Genomic DNA, 24,096 nt, shown 5'->3' on the forward strand with positions numbered 1-24,096 from the left:
CTCAGAGCTTGCTCACGGCAACATGCCGCAGGAGTTCATTAACCGACGCATGCATCACTTCCGTGAACGGGAAGGGATACAAGCCCATCGCCAGCACACACAGCGCAAGTATCCCGAGGAAGGCGAACTCGCGCGCACCGATGTCCTCGAGTTCGGCGACGTGGCTATTGCCGACGACGCCGAAGACGACGCGCTTGTACATCCAGAGCGTATAGGCGGCACCAAGGATCAGGGTCGTCGCGGCAGCGAAGGCAACCCAGAAGTTGAACTGGACCGCACCCAGCACAACCATGAACTCGCCGATGAAGCCGCTGGTACCAGGAAGACCGGCGTTCGCCATAGCAAACAGCATGAAGAAGGCGGCGAACTTCGGCATCGTCTTAACCACGCCGCCATAGTCGGCGATGTTGCGCGTATGCATCCGGTCGTAAAGCACGCCGATGCAAAGGAACATGGCACCCGAAACGAATCCGTGCGAAATCATCTGCACCAGCGCGCCTTCGAGACCCACGGCGTTGAACATGAAGAAACCGAGGGTCACGAAACCCATGTGCGAAATCGACGAGTACGCCACGAGCTTCTTCATGTCGGTCTGGACCAACGCGACGAAGCCGATATAGATCACGGCAATCAACGACAAAGTAATCATCATCGGCGCCATGGCCTGCGATGCGTCAGGCACGATCGGCAGGGAGAACCGCAGGAAACCGTAGGCACCCAGCTTCAGAGCAATCGCGGCCAGCACCACAGAGCCTCCCGTGGGCGCCTCGACGTGCGCATCCGGTAGCCAGGTATGCACCGGCCACATCGGCACCTTGACCGCAAAGGCGATCAGGAAGGCCCAGAAGATCAACTGCTGCGCATCCATCGCGAGCGGCAGCTTGTGCCAGTCGAGGATGCTGAAACTGCCGCCCGCCTGCATGAACAGGTACAACAGGGCGATCAGCATCAGCAGCGAACCGAACAGCGTATAGAGAAAGAACTTGAACGCGGCATAGACCCGGTTCGCACCACCCCAGATACCGATGACCAGGTAGAGCGGAATCAGCGACGCCTCGAAGAACACATAGAACAGGATGCCATCGAGCGCGGAGAAGATCCCGTTCATCAGCCCCGACATGATCAAGAACGCCGCCATGTACTGGGCGACCTTTTCCTGGATCACCTGCCAGCCCGCCATCACGACGATGATCGTGATGAACGCGTTGAGCAGCACGAACAGCACTGAAATACCGTCCACACCGAGGTGGTAGTTGATGTTGAAGCGCGGAATCCACGGAAGGAACTCGGCGAACTGCATCGAACTGCTGCTTGCGTCGAACTGAGTGAACAGTGGGATCGTCACCGCGAACCCGACAAGCGCAACCAGCATGGAAAGGGACCGCGCCAGCGGCGCGTTGCGGTCCGAACCGGTTGCTAGCACGAGCAACCCACCCAGGATCGGTATCCAGATCGCGAGGCTGAGGAATGGCATACCCGTCATCGTTACTTTCCGTTCAGTGCGCCGAAAACTGACGCGTGTTTATCGTTATTCACAGACCGACCTTTCGGTTCAAACCAGGTTGAACCAGAAGGTGAGGAGAATGAAGACCCCGATGATCATTGCGAAAGCGTACTGGTACAGGTGGCCCGTCTGGAACAGACGGCTGATCTGCGCGACCCAGCCCACCAGCCTAGCCGTTCCGTTGATTGCCACGCCGTCGATGATGGCCTGATCGCCGGCCTTCCAGAGCCCCTTGCCGATCAGCCGCGAACCGCCCGCAAACACGATCTCGTTGAAGCGATCGAAGAAGTACTTGTTTTCGAGCAGCGCATGCACCGGGCGGAACGTACGCTGGATCGCCGCCGGGATGTCGGGACGAACCAGATAGAAGAACCACGCCAGCACCACTCCACCCATCGCCAGCCAGAACGGCGCGGTCTGCAGCCCATGAAGAGCCATCGCGACCGGACCGTGGAATTGGGCTGCCAGTTCCGACAGACCGACGTGGTTGCTGCCGACGTGGATCACGCCCTTGAACCAGTCACCGAAGAGCATCGGCTCGATAGTGAAGAAACCGATAACCACGGACGGCACCGCGAGCAGCACCAGCGGTAGCGTCACCACCCACGGCGACTCGTGCGGCTTCTGTCCGGGGGCGAGACCGTGATGGTGATCAGCCGACACCTCTTCGTCGTCGTGGTCACCCTCGTGATCATGATGACCGTGGTTGTTCCCGAACCGTTCTTTCCCGTGGAACACGAGGAAGTACATACGGAACGAGTAGAACGCCGTCACGAATACACCCGCCAGCACGCAGAACAATGCATAGCCAGCGCCCGGGATCGTCGACGCGTGCACCGCTTCGATGATCGAATCCTTCGAGTAGAAACCCGCGAAGAATGGGAAGCCGATCAGCGCCAGCGAACCGAGCAGCGAGGTGATCCACGTGATCGGCATGTACTTCCACAGGCCACCCATGTTGCGCATGTCCTGATCGTGATGCATGCCGATGATCACCGAACCGGCACCGAGGAACAGCAGCGCCTTGAAAAACGCATGCGTCATCAGGTGGAACACGGCCGCCGAGTATGCCGACACGCCCAATGCGACGGTCATGTAGCCGAGCTGCGACAGGGTCGAATACGCGACAACGCGCTTGACGTCGTTCTGCACGATGCCGAGAAAGCCCATGAAGAGGGCCGTCGTTGCGCCGATGACGAGAACGAAGGACAAGGCCACGTCGGACAGTTCGAACAGCGGCGACATGCGCGCCACCATGAAAATGCCGGCCGTCACCATCGTCGCGGCGTGAATCAGCGCCGAGATCGGCGTCGGACCTTCCATCGAGTCAGGCAGCCACACATGCAGCGGAACCTGCGCCGACTTGCCCATCGCACCGATGAACAGACAGATGCAGATCGCAGTGATCAGCGGCCAGCCGGTACCGGCCATGTCCTGCGCGGCGAGCTCGCTCCCCTTCGCAAACACCTCCGCGTAGTCGAGGCTGCCAGCGTACGCTGCGATCAGGCCGATCCCCAGAAGGAAGCCGAAGTCGCCGACACGGTTGACGAGGAAGGCCTTGAGGTTCGCGTAGATCGCGGTCGGCCGCTCGTACCAGAAGCCGATCAGCAGATACGACACCAGGCCCACAGCTTCCCAACCGAAGAACAGCTGGAGGAAGTTGTTCGACATCACCAGCATCAGCATCGAGAAGGTGAACAGCGAGATGTAGCTGAAGAAGCGCTGGTAGCCGGGATCGTCATGCATGTAGCCGATGGTGTAGATATGCACCATCAGCGACACGAACGTGACCACGAGCATCATCATGACCGTGAGCGGATCGATCAAAAATCCGACTTCAAAGGTGAGGTTTCCGCTCTTCATCCACGTGTACAACGTGCCGTTGAACGTGTTGCCTGCCTGAACATCCTGGAAGATCACCACCGAGGCGGCCAACGCAACCGCAACGCCGAGGATCGTCACGATATGCGCGCCGGCACGACCGATGGCCTTGCCGAACAGACCCGCCAGAATCGCCCCAGCGAGAGGCGCAAGCGGTACCAGGAGATAGAGCTTTTGCATGTCCGTCATCGAGCCGCTTCCTTAACCCTTGAGGCTGTCCAGATCATCAACGTGAATCGTCCGCAGGTTGCGGAACAGCACGACCAAAATCGCGAGACCGATCGCAGACTCCGCCGCGGCCACGGTGAGGATGAAGAAAACAAAAATCTGTCCGGCCAGGTCGCCCAGATAGTGCGAGAAGGCGACGAAGTTCAGATTGACCGCGAGCAGCATCAGCTCGATCGCCATCAGCAGCACGATCAGGTTCTTCCGGTTCAGGAAGATCCCGACCACGCTGATCGCGAACAGGATCGCGCCCAGAATCAGATAGTGGGAAAGCGAAAGCATCTATAACCCCTTGATTGCACCAGTTCCCGCGAAACTGCCGCAGTTCTTATTCTTTCTCGGCGGGCATCGAAACGAGTTCGACGCGATCACCACGCTTGACGGCCACCTGATCCGACGGATGCACCTGACGCAGCCCCTTGCGCTTGCGCAGGGTCAGCGACACGGCAACGACCATCGCCACCAGCAACAGCAGCGAGGCAAGTTCGAACGGATAGACGTAATCGGTATACAGGAGACGCCCCAGTTCGCGCGTATTGCTGTAACCGGCCTGCGTTGCAGGCGGCTCTGGCATCGCCTCGAGACCGAAGTACCGGCCCCCAAGCACCAACGCCATTTCGATGGCCAGCAGGATTCCGATCAGCGCGCCAACCGGCAGGTAGCTCCAGAAGCCCTCGCGCAGCCGATCGAGGTTGATGTCAAGCATCATCACGACGAACAGGAAGAGCACCATGACCGCCCCGACGTACACCATGACAAGCACGATCGCGAGGAACTCCGCGGCCAGAAGCAGCCAGATGCCGCCGGCGGTTACGAAGGAAAGCACGAGGAACAGTGCGGCATGCACCGGGTTCCGTGACGTAATCACCCGAAGCGCGGCGAACACCATGATCGCCGACAGGATGTAGAAAACGAGGGTCTTGAAATCCATGTCCTTTGCGGCGCCCGCAGGCGCCCTCCCTTAGCGGTACTTCGAGTCTGCTTCGCGGTCGGCAGCGATCTGGGCTTCATGCCGGTCGCCGACGGCGAGCAGCATCTGCTTCGTGTAATACAGATCGCCCCGCTGCTCACCGTGGTACTCGAGCACGCGCGTCTCGACGATCGCATCCACCGGACAAGCCTCTTCGCAGAACCCACAGAAGATGCACTTCGTCAGATCGATGTCGTACCGGGTCGTACGACGCGAACCGTCGTCGCGCTGATCGGACTCGATGGTGATCGCCATTGCTGGGCAGATCGCCTCGCACAGCTTGCAGGCGATGCAGCGCTCCTCACCGTTGGGATAGCGTCGCAGAGCATGCAGACCACGAAAACGCGGGCTTTGCGGAGTCTTCTCCTCCGGAAACTGTATCGTGATCTTGCGCGCGAACAGGTGACGCCCCGTAAGCGCCAAGCCCTTGATCAGTTCCGTTAGGAACAGGCTACCGATGTAATCCTTGGCACCCATCTTTAGCCTCTCACTTCCAGATAGACAGCGGCGACATCATCCACACCGCCACCACAATCACCCAGACCAGGGTGATCGGAATAAACACCTTCCAACCCAACCGCATGATGTGGTCGTAGCGGAAGCGCGGGAATGTCGCACGTACCCACAGGAACACGAACAGGAAGAACGCGGTCTTCAGTGCCAGCCAGTGGAAACCGTCTGGAATCGCGCCGATCGGCGAAAGCCAGCCGCCCATGAAGAGCACCGCCGTCATCACCGACACGAGGAACATGTTCGCGTATTCGGCCAGGAAGAACAGCGCGAAGGCCATCCCGGAGTACTCGACCATATGCCCGGCAACCACTTCCGACTCACCCTCGACCACGTCGAACGGCGCACGGTTGGTTTCCGCAATTCCCGAAATCAGGAAAACAATGAACATCGGCAGAAGCGGGAGCCAGTTCCAGGACAGGAAAGACAACCCCATGTCATGGAATCTTCCTTGGCCCTGCGAATGCACGATGTCACTCAGGTTTAGGCTCGACGAGATCAGCAGCACACAGATCAGAGCGAAACCCATCGCCACTTCGTACGACACCATCTGGGCCGCCGCCCGCATGGAACCGAGGAACGGGTATTTCGAGTTCGATGCCCAGCCGGCGATGATGACGCCATACACTTCCATCGACGTGATCGCCAGCAGCAGCAACAGGCCGGCGTTCACGTTTGCGAGCACCATCCCCTCACTGAAGGGCACCACCGACCAGGCTGCCAGAGACGGGGCGATCGCGAGAATCGGCCCGAGGATGAAAAGCCCCTTGCTCGCACCCGACGGAATGATGATCTCCTTGAAGAGGAGTTTCATACCATCGGCAATCGGCTGCAGCAGCCCCTTCGGCCCGACACGGTTCGGGCCGATGCGGACCTGCATGTAGCCGATGACCTTGCGTTCCGCGAGCGTCAGATAGGCCACGCCGATCATGAGCGGCGCGATGATCGCTACGATCTTCGCGAGCGTCCAGACGGCAGGCCACGCGGGCCCGAAGAACTGCGACACGGGTTCCAGCAACGCTTCCATCAGACACGCTCCACGCTGATCTCGCCGCACATTGCGCCGAGGGCGGCGGTTGCCGCATTGGCCGCAGCAACACGCACGCAGTTCGCCGCGATCGAATCGTCCGCGACGATCAGGACCTCGGCCGCCCCCTGCCCCTGCTTCAGGCGCACGCCCGCGCCCGATTCAACGCCGATCGCGGCAAGGGTCGCCGCACTTGCGCGCGCCACTGGAGCCCTCGCGTCGCGCGTCTTCTGCAGCGACGTGGCGCGTCGCACCAGCGGATCGGCAGCGTAGATCGGCACATCGCTGACCCGTTCGAATCCGGCGCTAGCCTGTCCGGCGAACGTGAACTCGAGGCCATACAGACGATTACCGAGATCTGGACGGTTGCCATCTGCGAGCGCCTCCGCAGCGACAGCCTCCGAATCGTTCTGATCGAAGCCTTCGAACTCGAGGAGATTTCCTAGAACCCGCAGAACCTTCCAGCCGGGACGGGTATCGCCGAGGGGACGAGCGACTGCATTGAAGTTCTGCGCACGCCCTTCGCAGTTCACGAAGGTGCCCGAGGTCTCTGTGAACGGAGCGATCGGCAGCAGCACATCCGCTGCAGCAAGCAGGGACGGCGACTTGAAGGCCGATAGTGCGATCACCAACGGCGCAGTTTCCAGTACGGACTGCGCCAAAGCCGGGTTCGCAAAATCCATGTCCGGTTCGGCATTCAGCAGGAGATAGGCCTTGCGGGGTTGCTCCAGCATCTGCCGCGCATTGAGGCCACCAACCAGGGGCACTGCCTTGGCAAGATAACCGCCGACACTGTTGGCTGCCTCGCCGATCACCCCGAAAACACCTTCGGTCAGGCGCGCAATTTCCTCAGCGAGTTGCTGAATCTCGCAAGCATATTCGCTCTGCACCGCAAGGTTGCCGAGCCAGACAGCGACCTTGCGGCCGGATGCGAGACTCTGGGCGATCGCACGCGCCTCATCGGACACGGCGGAGGGCATGACCGCGGAAAGATGCTCGGCGACCTTTGCACCCTTCTCGGCCGCGAGAGCGGCAACCACCTGCAGGAGCACAGGGACGATAGCGGACGGGGCGGCCAGCACGCGGTTTTTCACCGGCAACAGCCACTCCTCGGCGCTCGCATTGATTGCACTGACATGCAGACCGCGCTTGGCCGCCTGCCGCACGCGCTGGGCGAGCAGCGGCGTATCCTTGCGCAGGAAGCTGCCGATCACTAGCAGGCGGTTGAGGCCGCCCACATCGTTGATGGGCATGCCCAGCCACGGTGCACCTTCGCGGAACCCGTCAGCGCGGAAATCGCTCTGACGCAGGCGGAAATCGACGCTGTCGGAACCGATGGCACGAGTGAGCTTCTGCAGAAGATACAGCTCTTCGACCGTTGCATGCGGCGAAGCCAGCGCGCCGATGGAATCCGGACCGTTCTGCTTGGCCGTCTTGCGCAGCCCGTTCGCCGCGAATTCAAGGGCCGTCTGCCAGTCCGCTTCCTTCCACACACCGTCCTGCTTGAGCATCGGGACGGTGAGACGATCTTCGCCGTTGAGACCTTCATACGAGAAACGGTCCTTGTCGGACAACCAGCACTCGTTGATGTCCTCGTTTTCGAACGGCAGCACGCGCTTGACCACATCGTGCTTCACCTGAACGATCAGGTTGGAGCCGAGCGAATCGTGCGGGCTCACCGAACGGCGACGCGCCAGCTCCCAGGTACGGGCCGAGAAGCGGAACGGCTTCGAGGTCAGCGCACCGACGGGGCAGAGATCGATGATGTTGCCGGACAACTCCGAGTCCACCGTCTTTTCGACGAACGGCATGATTTCGGCATGTTCGCCGCGGAATGCCTGGCCCAGTTCCATCTGCCCTGCGATTTCCGTCGTGAATCGCACGCAGCGCGTGCAGTTGATGCAGCGCGTCATATCGGTCGAAACGAGCGGACCGAGGTTCTTGTTCAGAACGACGCGCTTCTCTTCCTCGTAACGCGACTGGCTGCCGCCGTAGCCGACAGCCAGATCCTGCAACTGGCACTCGCCACCCTGGTCGCAGATCGGGCAATCCAGCGGGTGGTTGATGAGCAGAAACTCCATGACGCCCTTCTGGGCCTTCACCGCCTGCTCCGAACGTGTCCATACCTTCATCCCGTTCGTCACCGGAGTGGCGCACGCGGGAAGCGGCTTGGGTGCCTTCTCGACCTGCACGAGGCACATGCGGCAGCTCGCCGCGATCGAGAGCTTCTTGTGGTAACAGAAGTGCGGAACGAAAGCACCGGCCTTGGTGGCAGCATCCATGATGGTGCTGCCATCCTCGACCGTCACCTGCTTGCCGTCGATTTCAATCTCTAGCATCACGGTCTCACGTAGATTTGGCTGCCTTCATACTGGACTTCAGGCGGCACTAGACATTTCTTGTTTTCAATGTGGTACTCGAATTCGGAACCGAAGTGCTTGATGAAGCTCTGCACCGGCATCGACGCGGCATCACCGAGGGCGCAGATCGTGCGGCCCATGATGTTGCCGGTTACCGAATTGAGAAGGTCGAGGTCGTCCTTCCGCCCGAGTCCGTTTTCGATGCGATGGACGACGCGGTAAAGCCAGCCCGTACCTTCCCGGCACGGGGTGCACTGGCCGCAGGACTCCTCGAAGTAGAAGTACGACAGACGCTCGAGCGCCTTGACCATGCACGTCGTTTCATCCATCACGATGACGGCGCCAGAACCGAGCATCGACCCCGCTTTCGAGATCGAGTCATAGTCCATCGTGCAGTCCATCATCACGTTGCCCGGAAGGACAGGCGCCGACGAACCGCCGGGGATCACCGCCTTGAGCTTGCGCCCGCCGCGCATCCCACCCGCCATCTCGAGCAGCTCGGCGAACGGCGTACCCATGGCAATTTCGTAATTGCCGGGACGGCTCACATGACCGGATACCGAGAACAGCTTCGTGCCGCCGTTGTTCGGTTTGCCCAGGTTGAGGAAGGCTTCTCCGCCCATGTTGATGATGAACGGAACGGACGCGAAAGTTTCCGTGTTGTTGATCGTCGTCGGCTTTCCGTACAGGCCGTAGCTGGCAGGGAAAGGCGGCTTGAAGCGCGGCTGGCCCTTCTTGCCTTCGATCGACTCGAGCAGTGCGGTTTCCTCACCGCAGATATACGCGCCGTAGCCGTGATGGGCGAACAGCTCGAATGAGAAATCGGAACCGAGAATGTTCTGCCCGAGCAGGCCCGCCGCACGTGCCTCGGCAAGCGCTGCTTCGAAGCGCTCGTAGACCTCGAAGATCTCGCCGTGAATGTAGTTGTAGCCACGCTCGCAACCCATCGCATACGCAGCGATGGTCATCCCTTCGATGACCGTGTGCGGGTTGTAGCGCAGGATGTCACGATCCTTGAAGGTACCCGGCTCGCCTTCGTCCGAGTTGCACGCCAGATACTTTGCCCCAGGGAAGGAACGGGGCATGAAGCTCCACTTCAACCCGGTCGGGAAACCTGCGCCACCACGACCACGCAGGGAGGAGGCCTTCAGTTCCGCGATGATCGTCTCAGGCGGGATTTTTTCGCTGATGATCTTGCGCAGCGCGGAATAACCACCGCGTGCAACATAGTCCTGCAGCCCCCAGGTACGATCGCCGTCGACGCCGGCGAGAATCAGTCCGCTTGCGCTCATTTGTCTTCCAGCTCCGCGAGGATCTGATCGATCTTTTCCTTCGTCATCCAGCTGCACATGTGATGATTATTGACCAGCAGCACGGGGGCATCGCCGCAAGCACCCATGCACTCACCTTCCTTCAGCGTGAACTTCCCGTCGGGGGTCGTTTCGTTGAAGTCGATGCCGAGCTTTTCCTTAAGATAGTCGGCCGCATGGACACCACCGGATAGCGCACAGGGGAGATTCGTGCACACGGTGATCTTGTGACGCCCCACCGGCTCGAGGTCATACATGTTGTAGAAGCTCGCCACCTCATAGGCCGCAATAGCGGGCATGCCGAGATAGCTGGCAACGAACTCGATGACTTCCTTCGGCAGCCAGCCCTTTTCGACCTGCGCGATGCGCAGCGCCGACATCGCGGCCGACTGCTTCTGCTCGGGTGGATATTTCGCGATCTCGCGATCGATCTGTTGTAGCGATTCTTGACTCAGCATTTCGTACTCGTCTTCCCGGGTTGCCTGCCGACGTTTCAAGACCAAGCGTTCAGCGGTCGATTTCGCCGAACACGACATCCATGGTGCCAATGATCGCGACGACGTCGGCAATCATGTGCCCACGCGCCATTTCGTCCATCGCAGCAAGGTGCGCAAAGCCAGGCGCGCGCATCTTCAGACGGTAGGGCTTATTTGCGCCGTCGGATACTGCATACACGCCGAACTCGCCCTTAGGATGCTCGACCGCGGCATAAACCTCACCCGCCGGAACGTGCATACCTTCGGTGAAGAGCTTGAAGTGATGGATAAGCTCTTCCATGTTCGCCTTCATGCGCTCACGCGGCGGCGGTGCAACTTTGTGGTTATCGGCAATCACGGGGCCGGGGTTCTTGCGCAACCAGTCGATGCACTGCTTGATGATGCGATTGGACTGCCGCATCTCCTCCATCCGGACGAGGTAGCGGTCATAGCAGTCGCCGGTCTTTCCGACCGGCACATCGAATTCGACCTGGTCGTAGACCTCGTAAGGCTGCTTCTTGCGCAAATCCCAAGGCACGCCAGAACCGCGCAACATCACACCGGTGAAACCCCAAGCCTTCGCCTGCTCGGGCGTCACCACACCAATGCCGACGGTCCGCTGCTTCCAGATCCGGTTATCCGTCAGCAGCGTCTCGTAATCGTCGCAGTAGCCGGTGAAGCGGTTGGTAAAGTCTTCGAGGAAGTCCAGCATCGAGCCCTGACGGCTCTCGTTCAACTGGCGAACCGTGTTGGCGTTCTTGAACTTGCTGACCTCATACTGGGGCATGCGGTCAGGCAGATCACGATAGACGCCACCCGGGCGGTAATACGCCGCATGCATCCGCGCACCGGACACCGCTTCGTATACGTCCATGAGGTCTTCACGCTCGCGGAATGTGTACAGCACCATCGTCATGGCGCCGATGTCGAGTGCGTGCGTACCGATGCCCAGAAGGTGGTTCAGGATCCGCGTAACCTCGTCGAACATCACGCGAATGTACTGCGCGCGAATCGGCACCTCGATCCCGAGCAGACGCTCGATCGCCATGCAGTACGCATGCTCGTTGCACATCATGGACACGTAGTCGAGACGGTCCATGTAAGGCACTGACTGGATCCACGTGCGCGTTTCGGCAAGCTTTTCCGTCCCCCGGTGGAGCAACCCGATATGGGGATCGGCGCGCTCGACGACCTCGCCGTCCAGTTCGAGAACCAGACGCAGCACGCCGTGCGCAGACGGATGCTGAGGACCAAAGTTGATCGTGTAATTGCGAATCTCAGCCATGGCCGACATCCCCGTAATTCTCATCGCGCACAATGCGCGGAGTATTTTCGCGCGGCTCGATCGTAACCGGCTGATAGACAACCCGACCCTGGTCCGCGTCGTAGCGCATCTCGACGTACCCGGTGACCGGAAAATCCTTGCGGAATGGATGACCGACAAAACCGTAGTCGGTCAGAATCCGCCGCAGATCGGGGTGCCCCGAGAACATGATTCCGTACAGATCGAAGGTCTCGCGCTCATACCAGTTGGCGCTCGGCCAGATACCCACGACGGATTCGAGCACCGGAAAATCGTCGTCAGCCGCGAAGACTTTCACGCGCAGACGCCAGTTTTTCGCAACCGAAAGGAGATGGACGGCAACCGCAAAGCGCTTTCCACCCCAGGCACCATTCCCGTAAGTCGAATAATCGAGGCCGGACACATCGAGCAACTCTTCGAAGCACAGATCCGCGTAATCACGCAGAGTCTGAGCCACGCCGAGATAATCTTCCGGCGCAACGTCGATGGTCACCTCACCACGATCGACCACGATCGACCGTAACTTGTCACCCAGGACCTCTTGCAGGGCCTGGCTCAGACGCTCAAGCTTGGGACTCATAGATGAACCATCCGTCAGCGCGCGATGGTATTCGTGCGCTTGATCTTGTTTTGGAGCTGAATGATGCCGTAGAGCAGCGCTTCAGCCGTAGGTGGACAACCGGGGACGTACACATCGACCGGCACAATGCGGTCACAACCGCGCACGACCGAGTAGGAATAGTGGTAGTAGCCACCACCATTGGCGCACGACCCCATCGAGATGACCCAGCGAGGCTCGGCCATCTGCTCGTACACCTTGCGTAGCGCTGGCGCCATCTTGTTGCAGAGAGTCCCAGCCACAATCATCAGATCCGACTGCCGCGGACTGGGCCGAAACACGACACCAAAGCGGTCAAGGTCGTAGCGAGAACAACCCGCATGAATCATCTCGACCGCACAGCAAGCAAGACCGAAGGTCATCGGCCAGAGAGACCCCGTGCGAGTCCAGTTGATTACCGCATCGAGCGAAGTGGTTACAAACCCTTCGCGAAAGACGCCCTCAATACTCATGCATCACTCCCAGTCGAGCGCACCGTTTTTCCACTCAACGACATAACCGATGACCAGCACGGCAATGAAGACCATAACCGAGCCGAATACGAACCACGCGACTTGACCGGCCGCAATGAATTCCTGGAACACCGTCGCCCACGGAAAAAGAAAGGCGATTTCGAGATCGAAAAGAATGAAAAGGATCGCGATGAGGTAATAGCGCACATCGAACTTCATGCGCGCATCTTCGAATGCCTCGAAGCCACACTCATACGGGGACAGCTTCTCGCTGCCGGGACGATAGGGCGCAACGAGTCGCCCCAAGATGACGGGAACAAGGCCAAAACCAAGCCCCACGAGGATGAACATCAGAACAGGAAAGTAGTTTTCCAGCATTGCGTGACACCCCGTCTTAAATACAGATTGTTTTAGTTTTTTTTATTAACCCATTGCATGAAAACGCCCGCTTTCGCGGGCGATTCAGTGTTCTGGTGCCGACGGTGAGACTCGAACTCACACGGCTTTCGCCACCACCCCCTCAAGATGGCGTGTCTACCAATTTCACCACGTCGGCACGTTCGTTACAGCACAAAATTATACGGCCTTTCCCGTATCCCGCAAAGCCCCAAGGGGAACTTATTTCGGGATCGATTGCGCCTTCGAGTCGTCCGCCGCACCCGCGGGGACAGCCTCCCCGGCGGACGCCGGAGCGGTCACGGCAGCATCCTGCATGACACTGGAAGGCTTAACTGCCTTGCCGTTGCCAAGGTAGCTGAGCCCAAGACTCGTGAGAAAGAATACCGCTGCGAGTATTCCCGTAGTGCGACTAAGAAAATTCGCCGAACCGGAGGAACCGAACACGCTGCCCGACGCCCCGCTACCGAATGCAGCGCCCGCATCGGCCCCCTTGCCATGCTGCATCAGAACCAGCGCAATGATGCCAAGCCCGACCAGCACATGAATGGTCAGGACAATAGAAAATAAGTAATTACTCATAATATGACCTTGTTTTGAATCTCAACTGCCCTGCGCGGCCGTTGCCGCTCGACAGATTTCAAGAAAGGACTGCGCATCGAGCGAAGCCCCACCGATCAAGCCGCCATCTGCATCCGGCAAGCCGAACAGCCCGCTCGCCATCTCGGGCTTCACACTGCCGCCATAAAGGATGCGAATCCGCTCGGGCGCGGAAAGATGGCACGCCAGCCAACGCCTGACGAATCCCAGCACAGCCTGAACCTGCGCGACGGTCGCAGCGCGGCCGGTGCCGATCGCCCAGACCGGCTCGTAAGCCAGCACGATACGCTGCAGCGCTTCGGGCGACAGACTAGCTGCAAGCGCATCCAGTTGCCGCTCGAGCACCTGCTCCGTGACCCCGGACTGACGCTCGGTCAGAGTCTCGCCGATGCAGACAATAGGTACGATCCCACCTTCCAGCGCTACCGCAGCCTTGCGGGCAACCACCACATCGGACTCGCCATGCAGCGCCCTTCGCTCGGAATGGCCGACAATAACAAAGCGGACGCCCCAGTCGGCGAGCATCGTCACGCTTACATCGCCCGTGTAGGCGCCATCGGAGAATTCGCTCACATCCTGTGCCCCGAGCGCGACGTCGCTGCCCGCAAGGATTTCCCCGACCTGAGGAAGATATGGAAACGGCGCGCAGACTGCGCAGTCGACGCCCGCCGGCATGGCACCCAGAAGCTGGTCCAGAAGAGCACTGTTGCGCGCACGGTCGCCGTTCATCTTCCAGTTTCCGACGACTAGCTTTCGTTTCATGCACCGCGCCCCAGCGAAATTTTTCGATTGTAACTTCAGGCCTTGTCGAGGTAAAGGAAGGCTGGGGCGACACTGACCAACGGAGGCCACTGTAAGGCCTCCTCTTTACGCGGCATGCGCCCGGCCATTTCAATGCCTCAGGAAGGTCGTTCGCCAGATTCGGCGAGTGCAGGACGAGGTCCTGCCCGCACACCTAGCCGAAACGGCCGGTGATGTAGTCTTCGGTTTCCTTGCGCTTCGGATTGACGAAGATCTGGTTGGTTTCGCCGAACTCCATCAACTCGCCGAGATACATGTATGCCGTGTAGTCGGACACGCGGGCAGCCTGCTGCATGTTGTGAGTGACGATAAGGATCGTGACCTTGTCTCGCAGTTCGTGGATCAGCTCTTCGATACTGGCCGTCGCGATCGGATCGAGCGCCGAAGTTGGCTCGTCGAAGAGTAGCACTTCGGGCTGCGTAGCGAGGCAACGCGCAATGCACAGTCGCTGCTGCTGGCCACCCGATAGTGCTGTGGCCGGATCGTGCAGCCGATGCTCGACCTCCGACCACAAGGCTGCCCCGCGCAGCGCCTCGCGGACGCGGTCGTCGATCGCCGAACGATTGCGCTCACCCCGGATGCGCAGACCGTAGGCAACGTTCTCGTAGATCGATTTCGGGAACGGGTTGGGTTTCTGGAAGACCATGCCGATGCGCATGCGCACTTCGATGGGATCCACGGCCGGATCCAGCAGATTGGTGTTGTCCGGATGCAGCCGGATCGTCCCTTCGTAGCGATTGCCCGGATAGAGGTCGTGCATGCGGTTGAAACTCCGCAAGAGAGTTGACTTGCCACATCCGGACGGACCGATCAGGGCAGTCACGCGTTTCTCATGCACGGGCATGGAGATCGACTTGAGCGCCTTGTAATCGCCGTAATAGAAACTGAAATTCTCCACGGAAGCCTTCACGGGCACTCCGTTACCGGTCCGTGCAGTTGCCTCGGAGGGGTTAGGGTTCCGCGCCTCACCCGAGGCAACACCTGCCTGCACCGAAGTGTCCGCGGCGGCTTGTTCGCTCATTCGCATCGTAGCAACGCTTACCATTTGATGTCCTTGCGCACATGGTAACGAATCCAGATAGATACGGCATTCATTGCCAAAGTCATCAGGACGAGGATAAAACCGGCTGCCGCAGCGTTTTGCTGGAAAGCCTCTTCCGGACGCGAAGTCCAGTTGAACATCTGGATTGGCATCACGGTAAAACCCGACGTCAGCCACTCGAAGTTCACCCAGGGGAACTCCGGACCGACAGGCGACTCCGGGAGGAACGCGATGAAGGTCAGCGCTCCGATGGTGATGATGGGCGCCGTCTCACCTATCGCCCGAGACATGCCGATGATGACTCCGGTCATGATACCCGGCAGTGAATAGGGCACGATGTGGTCGCGGGTCACCTGCCAACGCGTGGCACCCAATCCGTAGGCCGCCTCGCGGATGTGTAAGGGAATCGAACGGATCGATTCGCGCGTCGATACGATGACCACGGGGAGAATGAGGAGCCCGAGCGTGAGGCCCGCAGAAAGGATGCTCTGCCCGAATCCGAAGGTGTACACGAACACGCCGAGCGCTAGCAGGCCATACACGATCGACGGCACACCTGCGAGGTTGGTCACATTGATCTCGATGATGTCGGTGAGCAGGTTCTTCGGCGCGTACTCTTCGAGGTAGATACCCGCGGCGACACCCAGCGGGACGGCCGAGACTGCCGTTACAAGCATTACGAGCAGCGACCCGACCCAGGCCGACAAGATTCCCGCCTGCCCGGCACGGCGCGACGGGAAGTTGGTGAAGAATTCGGGAGAAATGCGCTCCCAACCGGCCCAGGCCATCTGCGCAAACAGCGCAACGAAGGTCAGCACACCGATAAGCAGCGCAACGAAGCCGGCAACCGCGAACAGCAGTTCGCGGCGCTTGTTGCGCCGGATGATCTTTCTGATCAGGGGAATGTCTTCTGCTTTCATGCCATTCTTCTTAATAAGCTTCGCGGTATCGACGCCGCACGACGTGTCCGACAAGATTCAGGGCAAGCGTCATGAGCATCAGGCTCAGACCGGCCGCGAAGATCGACTGGTAGCCGATGGAACCGTGCGGCAGATCGCCCAGTGCAACCTGCACGATGTAGGCGGAGATCGTCTGTGCCGGCTCGAGCGGATTCAACGTAAAGTTGGGTTGCATGCCTGCCGCCACCGCCACGATCATGGTTTCTCCCACGGCACGCGAAATGCCCAGGATGTACGCGGACAGGATGCCCGACAAGGCCGCCGGGAAGACAACACGAAGCGCCGTCTGCAGCCGGGTTGCGCCCATGGCATACGAACCTTCGCGCATGCTCATCGGGACCGCGCGCATGGCGTCTTCGGCAAGGGAGCTCACGTACGGAATGATAGCGATACCCATGACGATGCCGGCCCCGAGCATGTTGAATCCCGACAGCTCCGGCATGAGCAGTTGAAGTATCGGAATGACTACCATCAGGGCAAAGTACCCGTACACGATGGTGGGAATGCCGCCGAGGAGTTCGAGAAAGGGCTTTACCAACTCACGAACCGCCGGGCGGGCGAATTCGGAAAGATAGATCGCGATCGTGGTTCCCAGCGGGATCGCCACGACCAAGGCTACGGCAGAGGTGGTCAGCGTACCCGCCAACAACGGCAGGATCCCGTAGCGCGGCTCGGCGAACAGCGGCGTCCACATCGTGTCCGTGAGAAAGTCCCAGATCGATACGGTGCCGAAGAAATTGACCGATTCGCTTACCAGCACCCAGATGATGCCGACCGTCGTGAGGACCGAGACGAACGCAGCCCCCAGAAGCAGGAGCTCGATTACGCGCTCCTTGAAGTTGCGCAGCGTCTTCTTCGCCAGGCGGTCGCTGACGGAGAGCGGACCGTAGGGCACGAGTGCGGCGGCACCGCCGGAATTGTTTTCTTGCATTGGACGCCTACAAACAACAAAAGGGTGCCCGGGCGGAACGCCCGGGCACCACAACCTTCAGATACGATCAGAGCTTGGCTTCGCGAGCCAGCAGCGAATCGATCGTTACACCGACTTCAGCTTCGCCACCGAAGACGGTGCCGAGCTTCTTCTTGTTGACGTGGTCCAAGGCGATCTCATATGCCTTGGCCGGGAGCGGAACGTATTTCACTTCGGTCGCGAGCTTGCTTGCATTTTTCAGATAGTAGGTCACGAAGTCGCGGACTTCAGCCTTTTCAAGGGATTTTTCCGCAACGTAGATGAAGATCGGACGCGAGAGCGGATTATACGAACCGTCAAGCACCGCCGCCGCACCGGGCAGAACTGGCTTGCCTTCCTTATTCACGATCGACACAGCCTTGAGCTTGCCCTGGTTTTCCGCGTAATAGGCATAACCGAAGTAGCCGATGGCGTTGATGTCGCGGGAGACACCCTGTACCAGCACGTTGTCGTCCTCGGAGGCCGTGTAGTCGCCGCGAGAGGCCTTCGCTTTGCCGACGACCGCTTCCGTGAAGTAATCGAAGGTACCCGAATCCGACCCGGCACCAAACAGCTTGAGCGGCGCATCAGGGAAGGACGGATCGATCTGTTTCCAGCTGGTGACGGCGCCCTGCGCGCCCGGCTCCCACATCTTCTTGAGCTGCTCGACCGACAACTGCTTGATGAAGGCATTCTTGGGGTTCGCGACGACGGTCAGGGCATCGAAAGCGACCGGCAGCTCGATGTACTTGATGCCGGCTTGCGAGCAGGCTTCCATTTCCTTCTTCAGAATGGGACGCGAGGCGTCAGCAATGTCGATTTCGCCGCGGCAGAACTTCTTGAAACCGCCTCCGGTTCCGGAGATGCCGACCGTCACCTTCACTTCACCTTTCTTGGAGGACTGGAAGTCCTCTGCGACTGCCTCGGTGACCGGGAACACCGTGCTCGAACCGTCGATCTTGACCAGGGACTGAGCATGCGCGGCCTGCGCTCCCAGCACGAGGACGGCGGCTGCGAGAGCAGTCTGCTTGAAACCCGACATAGTGAATCTCCAGTGAATGAACTCTATCATTGTCCGAACCGGATGCAGCGCGCGGAGCCGACAGGCCCGACAAATCGCATCTGCCACGCGGATGCATCCCGAAGTGCGCACACTTTAGTTGCAGCACATTTCAAGAATGTGACAGTTCATATACGGGGCTTAACAGTGGCCGTTCGTTGCTTTTTCGATGCAATCTGCGATCTCACGCGCAAGGCCTTCGACCTCGGCGCAGTCCTGCCCTTCCACCATGACCCGCAGCAGCGGTTCGGTACCCGACGGACGAAGCAGCACACGACCACGGCTTCCCAAGCGTGACTCGGCGTCCTTGGCGGCAGAGGCGATGCCCTGATGTGCCTGCCAGTCGAATCCGGCCGGAAGCTTCACGTTGATCAACTTCTGGGGATAGAAGACGAGATCCGCGCACGCTTCGGCAAGGCTCTTTCCCGTCTGCAGTAGGGCGGCTAGAACTTGCAGGGCGGAAATGATGCCATCTCCGGTGGTGTGCCGGTCGAGACAGATGATGTGGCCCGAGTTCTCTCCGCCCAGCTTCCAGCCCTTCTCCTGAAGCATCTCGAGCACGTAGCGGTCGCCGACCCTCGCCCGGGCGAAGGGGACGCCCAGCCTCCCGACCGCATGCTCGAAACCAAGATTGCTCATGAGGGTGCCCACGACGCCATCGAGACGTCCCCGCGCCCGTTGCGCAGATGCGATCACGTAGAGCAGCTTGTCGCCATCGTAGAGTTCGCCACGCGCGTCCACCATCATCACGCGATCGCCGTCGCCGTCGAGCGCGATACCGAGATCCGCCTTGTTGGCCAGTACCGCCGCACGCAGGTGCTCCGGCGAAGTAGCCCCGCAGCGCTCGTTGATGTTGAGCCCGTTGGGCTCTACGCCGACCGAAACCACTTCGGCCCCGAGTTCGTGAAATACGCTCGGTGCGATGTGGTACGCCGCTCCATTGGCACAATCGAGGACGATCCTGAGCTCTCGCAGATCCAGTTCGTTCGGGAAGGTGCTCTTGCAGAATTCCACGTAACGGCCTGCGGCATCGTCGATGCGCCTCGCCTTGCCGAGCCTGGCCGACTCCGCGCAGCCCATCGGCTGGTCCACGCGCGCCTCGATCTCCATCTCGACTGCGTCGGGCAGCTTACTTCCGTCGGCCGAAAAGAACTTGATGCCGTTATCGTAATAGGGGTTGTGCGAAGCGGAGATCACGACGCCAGCCTGCAAACGCAGGGCGCGCGTGAGGTAAGCCACGGCGGGCGTCGGAACCGGTCCAGCGAGCAACACATCGACTCCGGCGGCGGCAAAACCCGCCTCCAGGGCGGCCTCGAGCATATAGCCGGAAATACGGGTGTCCTTTCCGATCAGCACCGCCGGCCGATCACCGCGCGGCAATTGCTCCCGCCCGACGATCGTCACACCCGCTGCGTAGCCGAGCCGCATCACGAAATCAGGCGTGATCGCGGAGTCTCCGACCTTGCCGCGGACTCCGTCAGTACCGAAATATTTACGCGCCATGACTGCTTCCGATTACAAAACCCGGATTATCGCATTCTCAGCGTTCGCGACGACAGCTGTCGATCAGGACACGCCGAACCGTACCGCCTCCCAAACGGCAACTGCATCGCGCGTCTGCGCCACATCATGCACGCGGACAATACGTGCGCCGCGTTCGATGGCAATCAGGGCGGCAGCGACGCTTGCGACGGTCCGGTCTGCAACGGCACGCCCGGTAATGGCGCCCAACATCGACTTGCGCGACACACCGATGAGCAGCGGATAACCTGTCTCAAGGAAGCAGTCGAGCGCACGCATTAGGGAGAGATTGTGTTCCAGCGTCTTCCCGAAACCAAAGCCGGGATCAAGCAGGATGCGCCCTCTGGCAACCCCCTGAGCCTCCAGCGCGCGCACTTGTCGATCGAGAAAATCAATCACCTCGCCCACCACGTCGTTGTAGTGAGGGGCCTCCTGCATGCTGCGCGGTTCGCCCTGCATGTGCATCACGCACAAGGCGGCATCGGAATCGCTCACCGCCTCGATCGCCCCGGGCGCGCGGAATCCGTTGATGTCGTTGATCAGACTCGCACCCGCAGCCAGGGACGCACGCATGACCGCAGGCTTCACCGTGTCGATGGACACAGGAACCGGCCAGTCGGCAAGGCGCTCGACAACGGGAACGACGCGGTCGAGCTCCTCCTGCTCGGAGACGGAGTCGGACCCTGGGCGAGTCGATTCGCCACCGATGTCAAGGATATGCGCGCCGGCCGCGACTGCACTTTCGCAGCGCCGCAAGGCGGCATCGATGTCGTGGCCGAGCCCATCTCCGCTGAATGAGTCCGGCGTAGTGTTGATGATGGCCATGATGCGCGGGCGCTCGAGATCGATGTCGAACCGGCCGCACTTGAGAACCGCCATGAGCTCTTTCTCCTGAAAAAGAATCGGGCCGACTCTCGTCGGCCCAATTCGAGGTGCGTCAAGGCTTGATCGGATCAGGCGACGGGCGCAGCCGCCGTCGGTGCTGCACCAGGCGCATCGTCGTCGCGCGAGCTCCGGACCGCCTGCGACGTCGGCTTCGGCGCGCGCGGGGGCTGACCCATCATGATGTCTTGGATTTGATCCGCATCCAGGGTCTCCCACTCGAGGAGCGCCTTCGTCATCGTCTCGATCTTGTCGCTGTTTTCCTCGATCAGACGGCGCGCCAGAGCGTACTGCTGGTCGATGATGCGACGAATCTCCGCGTCCACCTTCTGCATCGTGGCTTCCGATACGTTACGGTGAGTGGTGACCTGCCTTCCGAGGAAGATCTCGCCTTCTTCCTCGCCATACACCATCGGGCCGAGGTTGTCCGACATACCCCACTGGGTCACCATCCGGCGCGCAAGATCGGTCGCGCGCTGGAAGTCGTTCGATGCCCCGGTCGTCATCTGCTTCATGAAGATCTCTTCGCAGATCCGGCCGCCGAACAACACGGCGATCATCTGCAACAAACGCTCGCGATCTTGGCTGTAGCGATCGGTCTCCGGCAGTTGCATCGTCACGCCCAAGGCGCGGCCACGCGGGATGATGGTGACCTTATGCACCGGGTCGGTCTTGTCGAGCAGCTTGGCGACCACTGCATGACCCGACTCGTGGTAGGCGGTGTTGCGGCGCTCTTCTTCGGGCATGACCATGGAGCGACGCTCCGAGCCCATCATGATCTTGTCCTTGGCGCGCTCGAAGTCGTCCATATCTACCAGACGCTTGCTCCCGCGTGCCGCGAAAAGTGCCGCCTCGTTGACGAGGTTTGCAAGGTCGGCGCCGGAGAAACCGGGTGTGCCGCGCGCTAGAACGACCGGCTCGACGTCCGGCGCGATCGGCACCTTGCGCATGTGCACCTTGAGGATCTGCTCGCGGCCGCGGATGTCCGGCAGCGGCACGACGACCTGGCGGTCGAAGCGCCCGGGACGAAGCAGCGCCGGGTCAAGCACGTCGGGACGGTTGGTGGCGGCGATCACGATCACGCCGGTCTGCCCTTCGAAACCGTCCATCTCGACCAGCAACTGGTTAAGCGTCTGTTCGCGCTCGTCGTTGCCGCCGCCCATGCCGGCGCCACGCTGGCGACCGACGGCATCGATCTCGTCGATGAAAATGATGCACGGAGCGTGTTTCTTGGCCTGCTCGAACATGTCGCGCACACGTGCTGCACCAACGCCGACAAACATTTCGACGAAGTCAGAACCGGAGATCGAGAAGAAGGGAACCTTAGCCTCGCCGGCGATGGCCTTCGCGAGCAGCGTCTTGCCCGTTCCGGGGGAACCGACCATCAGGACACCCTTCGGGATGTGTCCGCCGAGCTTCTGGAATTTGGACGGATCACGGAGGAAATCGACGAGTTCCGCCACCTCTTCCTTCGCCTCGTCACAGCCGGCGACGTCCGCGAAGCTCAGCGAATTCGCCGACTCGTCGAGCATGCGGGCCTTCGACTTGCCGAACGAGAACGCACCGCCGCGCCCGCCCCCCTGCATCTGGCGCATGAAGAACACCCATACGCCGATGAGCAGGAGCATCGGGAACCACGACACGAAGATGCTCATCAGGAAGGACTGCTCTTCCTCGGGCTTGCTTGCATTGACGGCAACACCGGCGCGGATCAGGTCCGACACCATCCAGATGTCCTGCACCCCGGGTGTATAGACCGTGATCTGACGGCCTTCCTGCGTAGTTGCACGCACGAGCCGACCGTCAACCGTCGCCTTCGCGATGCGCCCAGCCTTCGCCTCCTCGAGGAATTGGGAATATTCCATCGTGTTGGTCGAGACCTGTCGCGAATTGAACTGGTTGAACACCGTCATCAGGACGACGCCGATGACCATCCAGATCGCGAGATTCTTGAAGAGATTATTCAACTTCTTTCCTTATGAGCCCATGGGGGCAGCGAAACATTGACCCATTCTAGTGGCGAACGTTCCACTGCGTAAACCAATGGTCACGATCGAAACAGCCAATCGATGCGGCAGGTTCGGCTCAGTCGGGCTTGCGCCTCAGACCCAGGAGATAGACCTCGGCGCTGCGGTCTCGCGAGGCCTTCGGCTTGCGCACCTGAAGCGAGGCGAAATGGCGCTGGATCTCGCTACGGAACTCCATGAAGCCGGCGCCCTGAAACACCTTGATAAGAAAATTTCCGCCAGGTTTCAGATGCCGTGCCGCGAAATCGAGAGCCAGTTCGCCGAGATGGATGGAACGCGCCTGGTCCACCGTGTCGATACCCGACATATTGGGGGCCATGTCGGAAAGTACAAGGTCGACCGGCTCACCCGCGAGTCGGTTTTCGAGTTCGGCCAACACCGCATCTTCCTGAAAATCGCCCTGAATGAACTCCATGCCGAACAATGGCTCGACCGGAAGCAGGTCGAGCGCAAACACACGCCCGCCCCTGCCGACACGTTGCAGTGCGACCTGCGTCCAGGAGCCCGGAGCGGCTCCGAGGTCGACAACGACCATGCCGGGTCGCAGCAGATGGTCCTTGTCATCGATCTCCATCAGCTTGTACGCGGCACGCGAACGGTAGCCTTCGCTCTTCGCACGCTGCACGTAGGAGTCGTTCACGTGCTCGTGCATCCATGCCTTGCTGGTCTTGGTCCTAGTCATGGGAGTAGAATCCATGCCCCTGAAAGATTTGAGAAAACGATGATCGAACTATCCCCTGCCCGTCGCCGCGAATTGCGGGCCGCGGCCCACCATCTGAACCCGGTTGTCAGCGTCGCGGGCAACGGGCTCACGCCGACCGTGCTGGGCGAGATCGACCGTTCCCTGCAGGCACATGAGCTTATCAAGATCAAGGTTCATGGTACCGAGCGCAGCGACCGCGATGCGCTGATGCAGGCAATCTGTGAGGAACTCGGCGCTGCCCCGGTGCAGCACATTGGGACGATCCTGGTCGTGTGGCGCGAACGTCGCGAAGAGGAAGCGACCGCGTCGCCGAAGACCGCCTCTGCGGTAAACACGCCGCGAGCCGCCAAGGCCAAGTCGGCCCGCGCATTCGCTGCCACGGCGCGACGCACCGCGCTCATCAAGGCCGCCGCGGACAAGAAACGGCTGGCAGAAAAGCGCACCAGAAGCCCCGTTCGCAAGTCCGGGCCGCTCGGCAACAAGTGATCTCGGATTGCAGCAGGGGGCACATGCCACCCT

The 24,096-nt window shown here is 60.4% G+C and carries 24 protein-coding genes and 1 tRNA gene; 1 reads left to right on the forward strand and 24 read right to left on the reverse strand.

Annotation, left to right across the window (positions count from 1 at the left end):
* Window position 1: 1 nt before the first annotated feature.
* From AzCIB_RS14810 to AzCIB_RS14925, 24 genes are all read right to left on the reverse strand, one after another.
* A complete protein-coding gene (locus AzCIB_RS14810) occupies window positions 2–1,483 on the reverse strand; it encodes an NADH-quinone oxidoreductase subunit M (protein WP_050416606.1) in 1,482 nt (493 codons plus the stop codon).
* A 69-nt stretch (window positions 1,484–1,552) separates the two neighbouring features.
* Entirely contained in the window at window positions 1,553–3,574 is a 2,022-nt protein-coding gene (nuoL, locus tag AzCIB_RS14815) for an NADH-quinone oxidoreductase subunit L (protein ID WP_050416607.1), read from the reverse strand.
* Window positions 3,575–3,586: 12 nt separating this feature from the next.
* On the reverse strand, window positions 3,587–3,892 hold the full coding sequence (nuoK, locus tag AzCIB_RS14820) for an NADH-quinone oxidoreductase subunit NuoK (protein WP_018992227.1): 306 nt from the start codon (window positions 3,890–3,892) through the stop codon (window positions 3,587–3,589).
* 46 nt (window positions 3,893–3,938) lie between these two features.
* Window positions 3,939–4,541 (reverse strand): NADH-quinone oxidoreductase subunit J, encoded by a 603-nt coding sequence (locus tag AzCIB_RS14825; protein ID WP_050416608.1) that lies wholly within the window; start codon window positions 4,539–4,541, stop codon window positions 3,939–3,941.
* Window positions 4,542–4,571: 30 nt separating this feature from the next.
* Complete coding sequence (gene nuoI, locus AzCIB_RS14830; protein ID WP_050416609.1) at window positions 4,572–5,057, reverse strand: NADH-quinone oxidoreductase subunit NuoI; 486 nt, start codon at window positions 5,055–5,057, stop codon at window positions 4,572–4,574.
* Between the two features lie 10 nt (window positions 5,058–5,067).
* Window positions 5,068–6,117 carry an NADH-quinone oxidoreductase subunit NuoH gene (gene nuoH, locus AzCIB_RS14835; RefSeq protein WP_050416610.1) on the reverse strand — a complete coding sequence of 350 codons (1,050 nt, stop codon included), beginning with the start codon at window positions 6,115–6,117 and terminating at the stop codon, window positions 5,068–5,070.
* The gene (gene nuoG, locus AzCIB_RS14840; protein WP_050416611.1) at window positions 6,117–8,456 is read right to left on the reverse strand and encodes an NADH-quinone oxidoreductase subunit NuoG; all 2,340 of its coding nucleotides are present in this window, start codon (window positions 8,454–8,456) and stop codon (window positions 6,117–6,119) included. Before nuoG ends, nuoH begins: the two co-directional genes overlap by 1 nt.
* The gene (nuoF, locus tag AzCIB_RS14845) at window positions 8,456–9,769 is read right to left on the reverse strand and encodes an NADH-quinone oxidoreductase subunit NuoF (protein WP_198149713.1); all 1,314 of its coding nucleotides are present in this window, start codon (window positions 9,767–9,769) and stop codon (window positions 8,456–8,458) included. Before nuoF ends, nuoG begins: the two co-directional genes overlap by 1 nt.
* Window positions 9,766–10,245 (reverse strand): NADH-quinone oxidoreductase subunit NuoE, encoded by a 480-nt coding sequence (nuoE, locus tag AzCIB_RS14850; RefSeq protein WP_050416612.1) that lies wholly within the window; start codon window positions 10,243–10,245, stop codon window positions 9,766–9,768. The genes nuoF and nuoE overlap by 4 nt, the downstream gene beginning before the upstream one ends.
* A 49-nt stretch (window positions 10,246–10,294) precedes the next feature.
* Window positions 10,295–11,548 (reverse strand): NADH-quinone oxidoreductase subunit D, encoded by a 1,254-nt coding sequence (locus AzCIB_RS14855; RefSeq protein ID WP_050418387.1) that lies wholly within the window; start codon window positions 11,546–11,548, stop codon window positions 10,295–10,297.
* The gene (locus AzCIB_RS14860; RefSeq protein WP_050416613.1) at window positions 11,541–12,146 is read right to left on the reverse strand and encodes an NADH-quinone oxidoreductase subunit C; all 606 of its coding nucleotides are present in this window, start codon (window positions 12,144–12,146) and stop codon (window positions 11,541–11,543) included. The genes AzCIB_RS14855 and AzCIB_RS14860 overlap by 8 nt, the downstream gene beginning before the upstream one ends.
* A gap of 14 nt (window positions 12,147–12,160) precedes the next feature.
* A complete protein-coding gene (locus tag AzCIB_RS24255) occupies window positions 12,161–12,637 on the reverse strand; it encodes a NuoB/complex I 20 kDa subunit family protein (RefSeq protein ID WP_018992218.1) in 477 nt (158 codons plus the stop codon).
* A gap of 3 nt (window positions 12,638–12,640) precedes the next feature.
* The gene (ndhC, locus tag AzCIB_RS24260; RefSeq protein WP_050416614.1) at window positions 12,641–13,015 is read right to left on the reverse strand and encodes an NADH-quinone oxidoreductase subunit A; all 375 of its coding nucleotides are present in this window, start codon (window positions 13,013–13,015) and stop codon (window positions 12,641–12,643) included.
* Window positions 13,016–13,108: 93 nt separating this feature from the next.
* A tRNA-Leu gene (locus tag AzCIB_RS14875) sits at window positions 13,109–13,193 on the reverse strand.
* Between the two features lie 62 nt (window positions 13,194–13,255).
* Window positions 13,256–13,615 (reverse strand): preprotein translocase subunit SecG, encoded by a 360-nt coding sequence (gene secG, locus AzCIB_RS14880; protein ID WP_050416615.1) that lies wholly within the window; start codon window positions 13,613–13,615, stop codon window positions 13,256–13,258.
* Window positions 13,616–13,636: 21 nt separating this feature from the next.
* The gene (gene tpiA / locus AzCIB_RS14885) at window positions 13,637–14,395 is read right to left on the reverse strand and encodes a triose-phosphate isomerase (protein WP_050416616.1); all 759 of its coding nucleotides are present in this window, start codon (window positions 14,393–14,395) and stop codon (window positions 13,637–13,639) included.
* A 193-nt stretch (window positions 14,396–14,588) separates the two neighbouring features.
* Window positions 14,589–15,455, reverse strand: coding sequence for a phosphate ABC transporter ATP-binding protein PstB (gene pstB / locus AzCIB_RS14890; RefSeq protein ID WP_232299231.1), 867 nt, complete (start codon window positions 15,453–15,455; stop codon window positions 14,589–14,591).
* A 17-nt stretch (window positions 15,456–15,472) separates the two neighbouring features.
* Entirely contained in the window at window positions 15,473–16,396 is a 924-nt protein-coding gene (gene pstA, locus AzCIB_RS14895; RefSeq protein ID WP_050416618.1) for a phosphate ABC transporter permease PstA, read from the reverse strand.
* 10 nt (window positions 16,397–16,406) lie between these two features.
* Window positions 16,407–17,366, reverse strand: a complete 960-nt coding sequence (gene pstC / locus AzCIB_RS14900) for a phosphate ABC transporter permease subunit PstC (RefSeq protein WP_050416619.1) — start codon at window positions 17,364–17,366, stop codon at window positions 16,407–16,409.
* A gap of 67 nt (window positions 17,367–17,433) precedes the next feature.
* Window positions 17,434–18,426: a PstS family phosphate ABC transporter substrate-binding protein gene (locus AzCIB_RS14905; protein ID WP_050416620.1), complete on the reverse strand. Its 993-nt coding sequence runs from the start codon at window positions 18,424–18,426 to the stop codon at window positions 17,434–17,436.
* 159 nt (window positions 18,427–18,585) lie between these two features.
* Window positions 18,586–19,947, reverse strand: coding sequence for a phosphoglucosamine mutase (gene glmM / locus AzCIB_RS14910; RefSeq protein WP_050416621.1), 1,362 nt, complete (start codon window positions 19,945–19,947; stop codon window positions 18,586–18,588).
* A gap of 63 nt (window positions 19,948–20,010) precedes the next feature.
* A complete protein-coding gene (gene folP, locus AzCIB_RS14915) occupies window positions 20,011–20,844 on the reverse strand; it encodes a dihydropteroate synthase (RefSeq protein ID WP_050416622.1) in 834 nt (277 codons plus the stop codon).
* 74 nt (window positions 20,845–20,918) lie between these two features.
* Window positions 20,919–22,814: an ATP-dependent zinc metalloprotease FtsH gene (gene ftsH, locus AzCIB_RS14920; protein WP_050416623.1), complete on the reverse strand. Its 1,896-nt coding sequence runs from the start codon at window positions 22,812–22,814 to the stop codon at window positions 20,919–20,921.
* 118 nt (window positions 22,815–22,932) lie between these two features.
* Window positions 22,933–23,556, reverse strand: a complete 624-nt coding sequence (locus AzCIB_RS14925; protein ID WP_050416624.1) for an RlmE family RNA methyltransferase — start codon at window positions 23,554–23,556, stop codon at window positions 22,933–22,935.
* Window positions 23,557–23,595: 39 nt separating this feature from the next.
* Here AzCIB_RS14925 and AzCIB_RS14930 point away from each other — a divergent pair, with 39 nt between their 5' ends.
* Window positions 23,596–24,063 (forward strand): YhbY family RNA-binding protein, encoded by a 468-nt coding sequence (locus AzCIB_RS14930; RefSeq protein WP_050416625.1) that lies wholly within the window; start codon window positions 23,596–23,598, stop codon window positions 24,061–24,063.
* Window positions 24,064–24,096 lie beyond the last annotated feature (33 nt).

It is taken from the genome of Azoarcus sp. CIB, assembly GCF_001190925.1.
In the GTDB taxonomy this organism is placed as follows: Bacteria; Pseudomonadota; Gammaproteobacteria; order Burkholderiales; family Rhodocyclaceae; genus Aromatoleum.

Coding starts and splice junctions, on each gene's coding strand:
- AzCIB_RS14810 (WP_050416606.1), bottom strand. CDS start 1,483: ATGACGGGTATGCCATTCCTCAGCCTCGCGATCTGGATACCGATCCTG.
- nuoL (WP_050416607.1), bottom strand. CDS start 3,574: ATGACGGACATGCAAAAGCTCTATCTCCTGGTACCGCTTGCGCCTCTC.
- nuoK (WP_018992227.1), bottom strand. CDS start 3,892: ATGCTTTCGCTTTCCCACTATCTGATTCTGGGCGCGATCCTGTTCGCG.
- AzCIB_RS14825 (WP_050416608.1), bottom strand. CDS start 4,541: ATGGATTTCAAGACCCTCGTTTTCTACATCCTGTCGGCGATCATGGTG.
- nuoI (WP_050416609.1), bottom strand. CDS start 5,057: ATGGGTGCCAAGGATTACATCGGTAGCCTGTTCCTAACGGAACTGATC.
- nuoH (WP_050416610.1), bottom strand. CDS start 6,117: ATGGAAGCGTTGCTGGAACCCGTGTCGCAGTTCTTCGGGCCCGCGTGG.
- nuoG (WP_050416611.1), bottom strand. CDS start 8,456: ATGCTAGAGATTGAAATCGACGGCAAGCAGGTGACGGTCGAGGATGGC.
- nuoF (WP_198149713.1), bottom strand. CDS start 9,769: ATGAGCGCAAGCGGACTGATTCTCGCCGGCGTCGACGGCGATCGTACC.
- nuoE (WP_050416612.1), bottom strand. CDS start 10,245: ATGCTGAGTCAAGAATCGCTACAACAGATCGATCGCGAGATCGCGAAA.
- AzCIB_RS14855 (WP_050418387.1), bottom strand. CDS start 11,548: ATGGCTGAGATTCGCAATTACACGATCAACTTTGGTCCTCAGCATCCG.
- AzCIB_RS14860 (WP_050416613.1), bottom strand. CDS start 12,146: ATGAGTCCCAAGCTTGAGCGTCTGAGCCAGGCCCTGCAAGAGGTCCTG.
- AzCIB_RS24255 (WP_018992218.1), bottom strand. CDS start 12,637: ATGAGTATTGAGGGCGTCTTTCGCGAAGGGTTTGTAACCACTTCGCTC.
- ndhC (WP_050416614.1), bottom strand. CDS start 13,015: ATGCTGGAAAACTACTTTCCTGTTCTGATGTTCATCCTCGTGGGGCTT.
- secG (WP_050416615.1), bottom strand. CDS start 13,615: ATGAGTAATTACTTATTTTCTATTGTCCTGACCATTCATGTGCTGGTC.
- tpiA (WP_050416616.1), bottom strand. CDS start 14,395: ATGAAACGAAAGCTAGTCGTCGGAAACTGGAAGATGAACGGCGACCGT.
- pstB (WP_232299231.1), bottom strand. CDS start 15,455: ATGAGCGAACAAGCCGCCGCGGACACTTCGGTGCAGGCAGGTGTTGCC.
- pstA (WP_050416618.1), bottom strand. CDS start 16,396: ATGAAAGCAGAAGACATTCCCCTGATCAGAAAGATCATCCGGCGCAAC.
- pstC (WP_050416619.1), bottom strand. CDS start 17,366: ATGCAAGAAAACAATTCCGGCGGTGCCGCCGCACTCGTGCCCTACGGT.
- AzCIB_RS14905 (WP_050416620.1), bottom strand. CDS start 18,426: ATGTCGGGTTTCAAGCAGACTGCTCTCGCAGCCGCCGTCCTCGTGCTG.
- glmM (WP_050416621.1), bottom strand. CDS start 19,947: ATGGCGCGTAAATATTTCGGTACTGACGGAGTCCGCGGCAAGGTCGGA.
- folP (WP_050416622.1), bottom strand. CDS start 20,844: ATGGCGGTTCTCAAGTGCGGCCGGTTCGACATCGATCTCGAGCGCCCG.
- AzCIB_RS14925 (WP_050416624.1), bottom strand. CDS start 23,556: ATGACTAGGACCAAGACCAGCAAGGCATGGATGCACGAGCACGTGAAC.
- AzCIB_RS14930 (WP_050416625.1), top strand. CDS start 23,596: ATGATCGAACTATCCCCTGCCCGTCGCCGCGAATTGCGGGCCGCGGCC.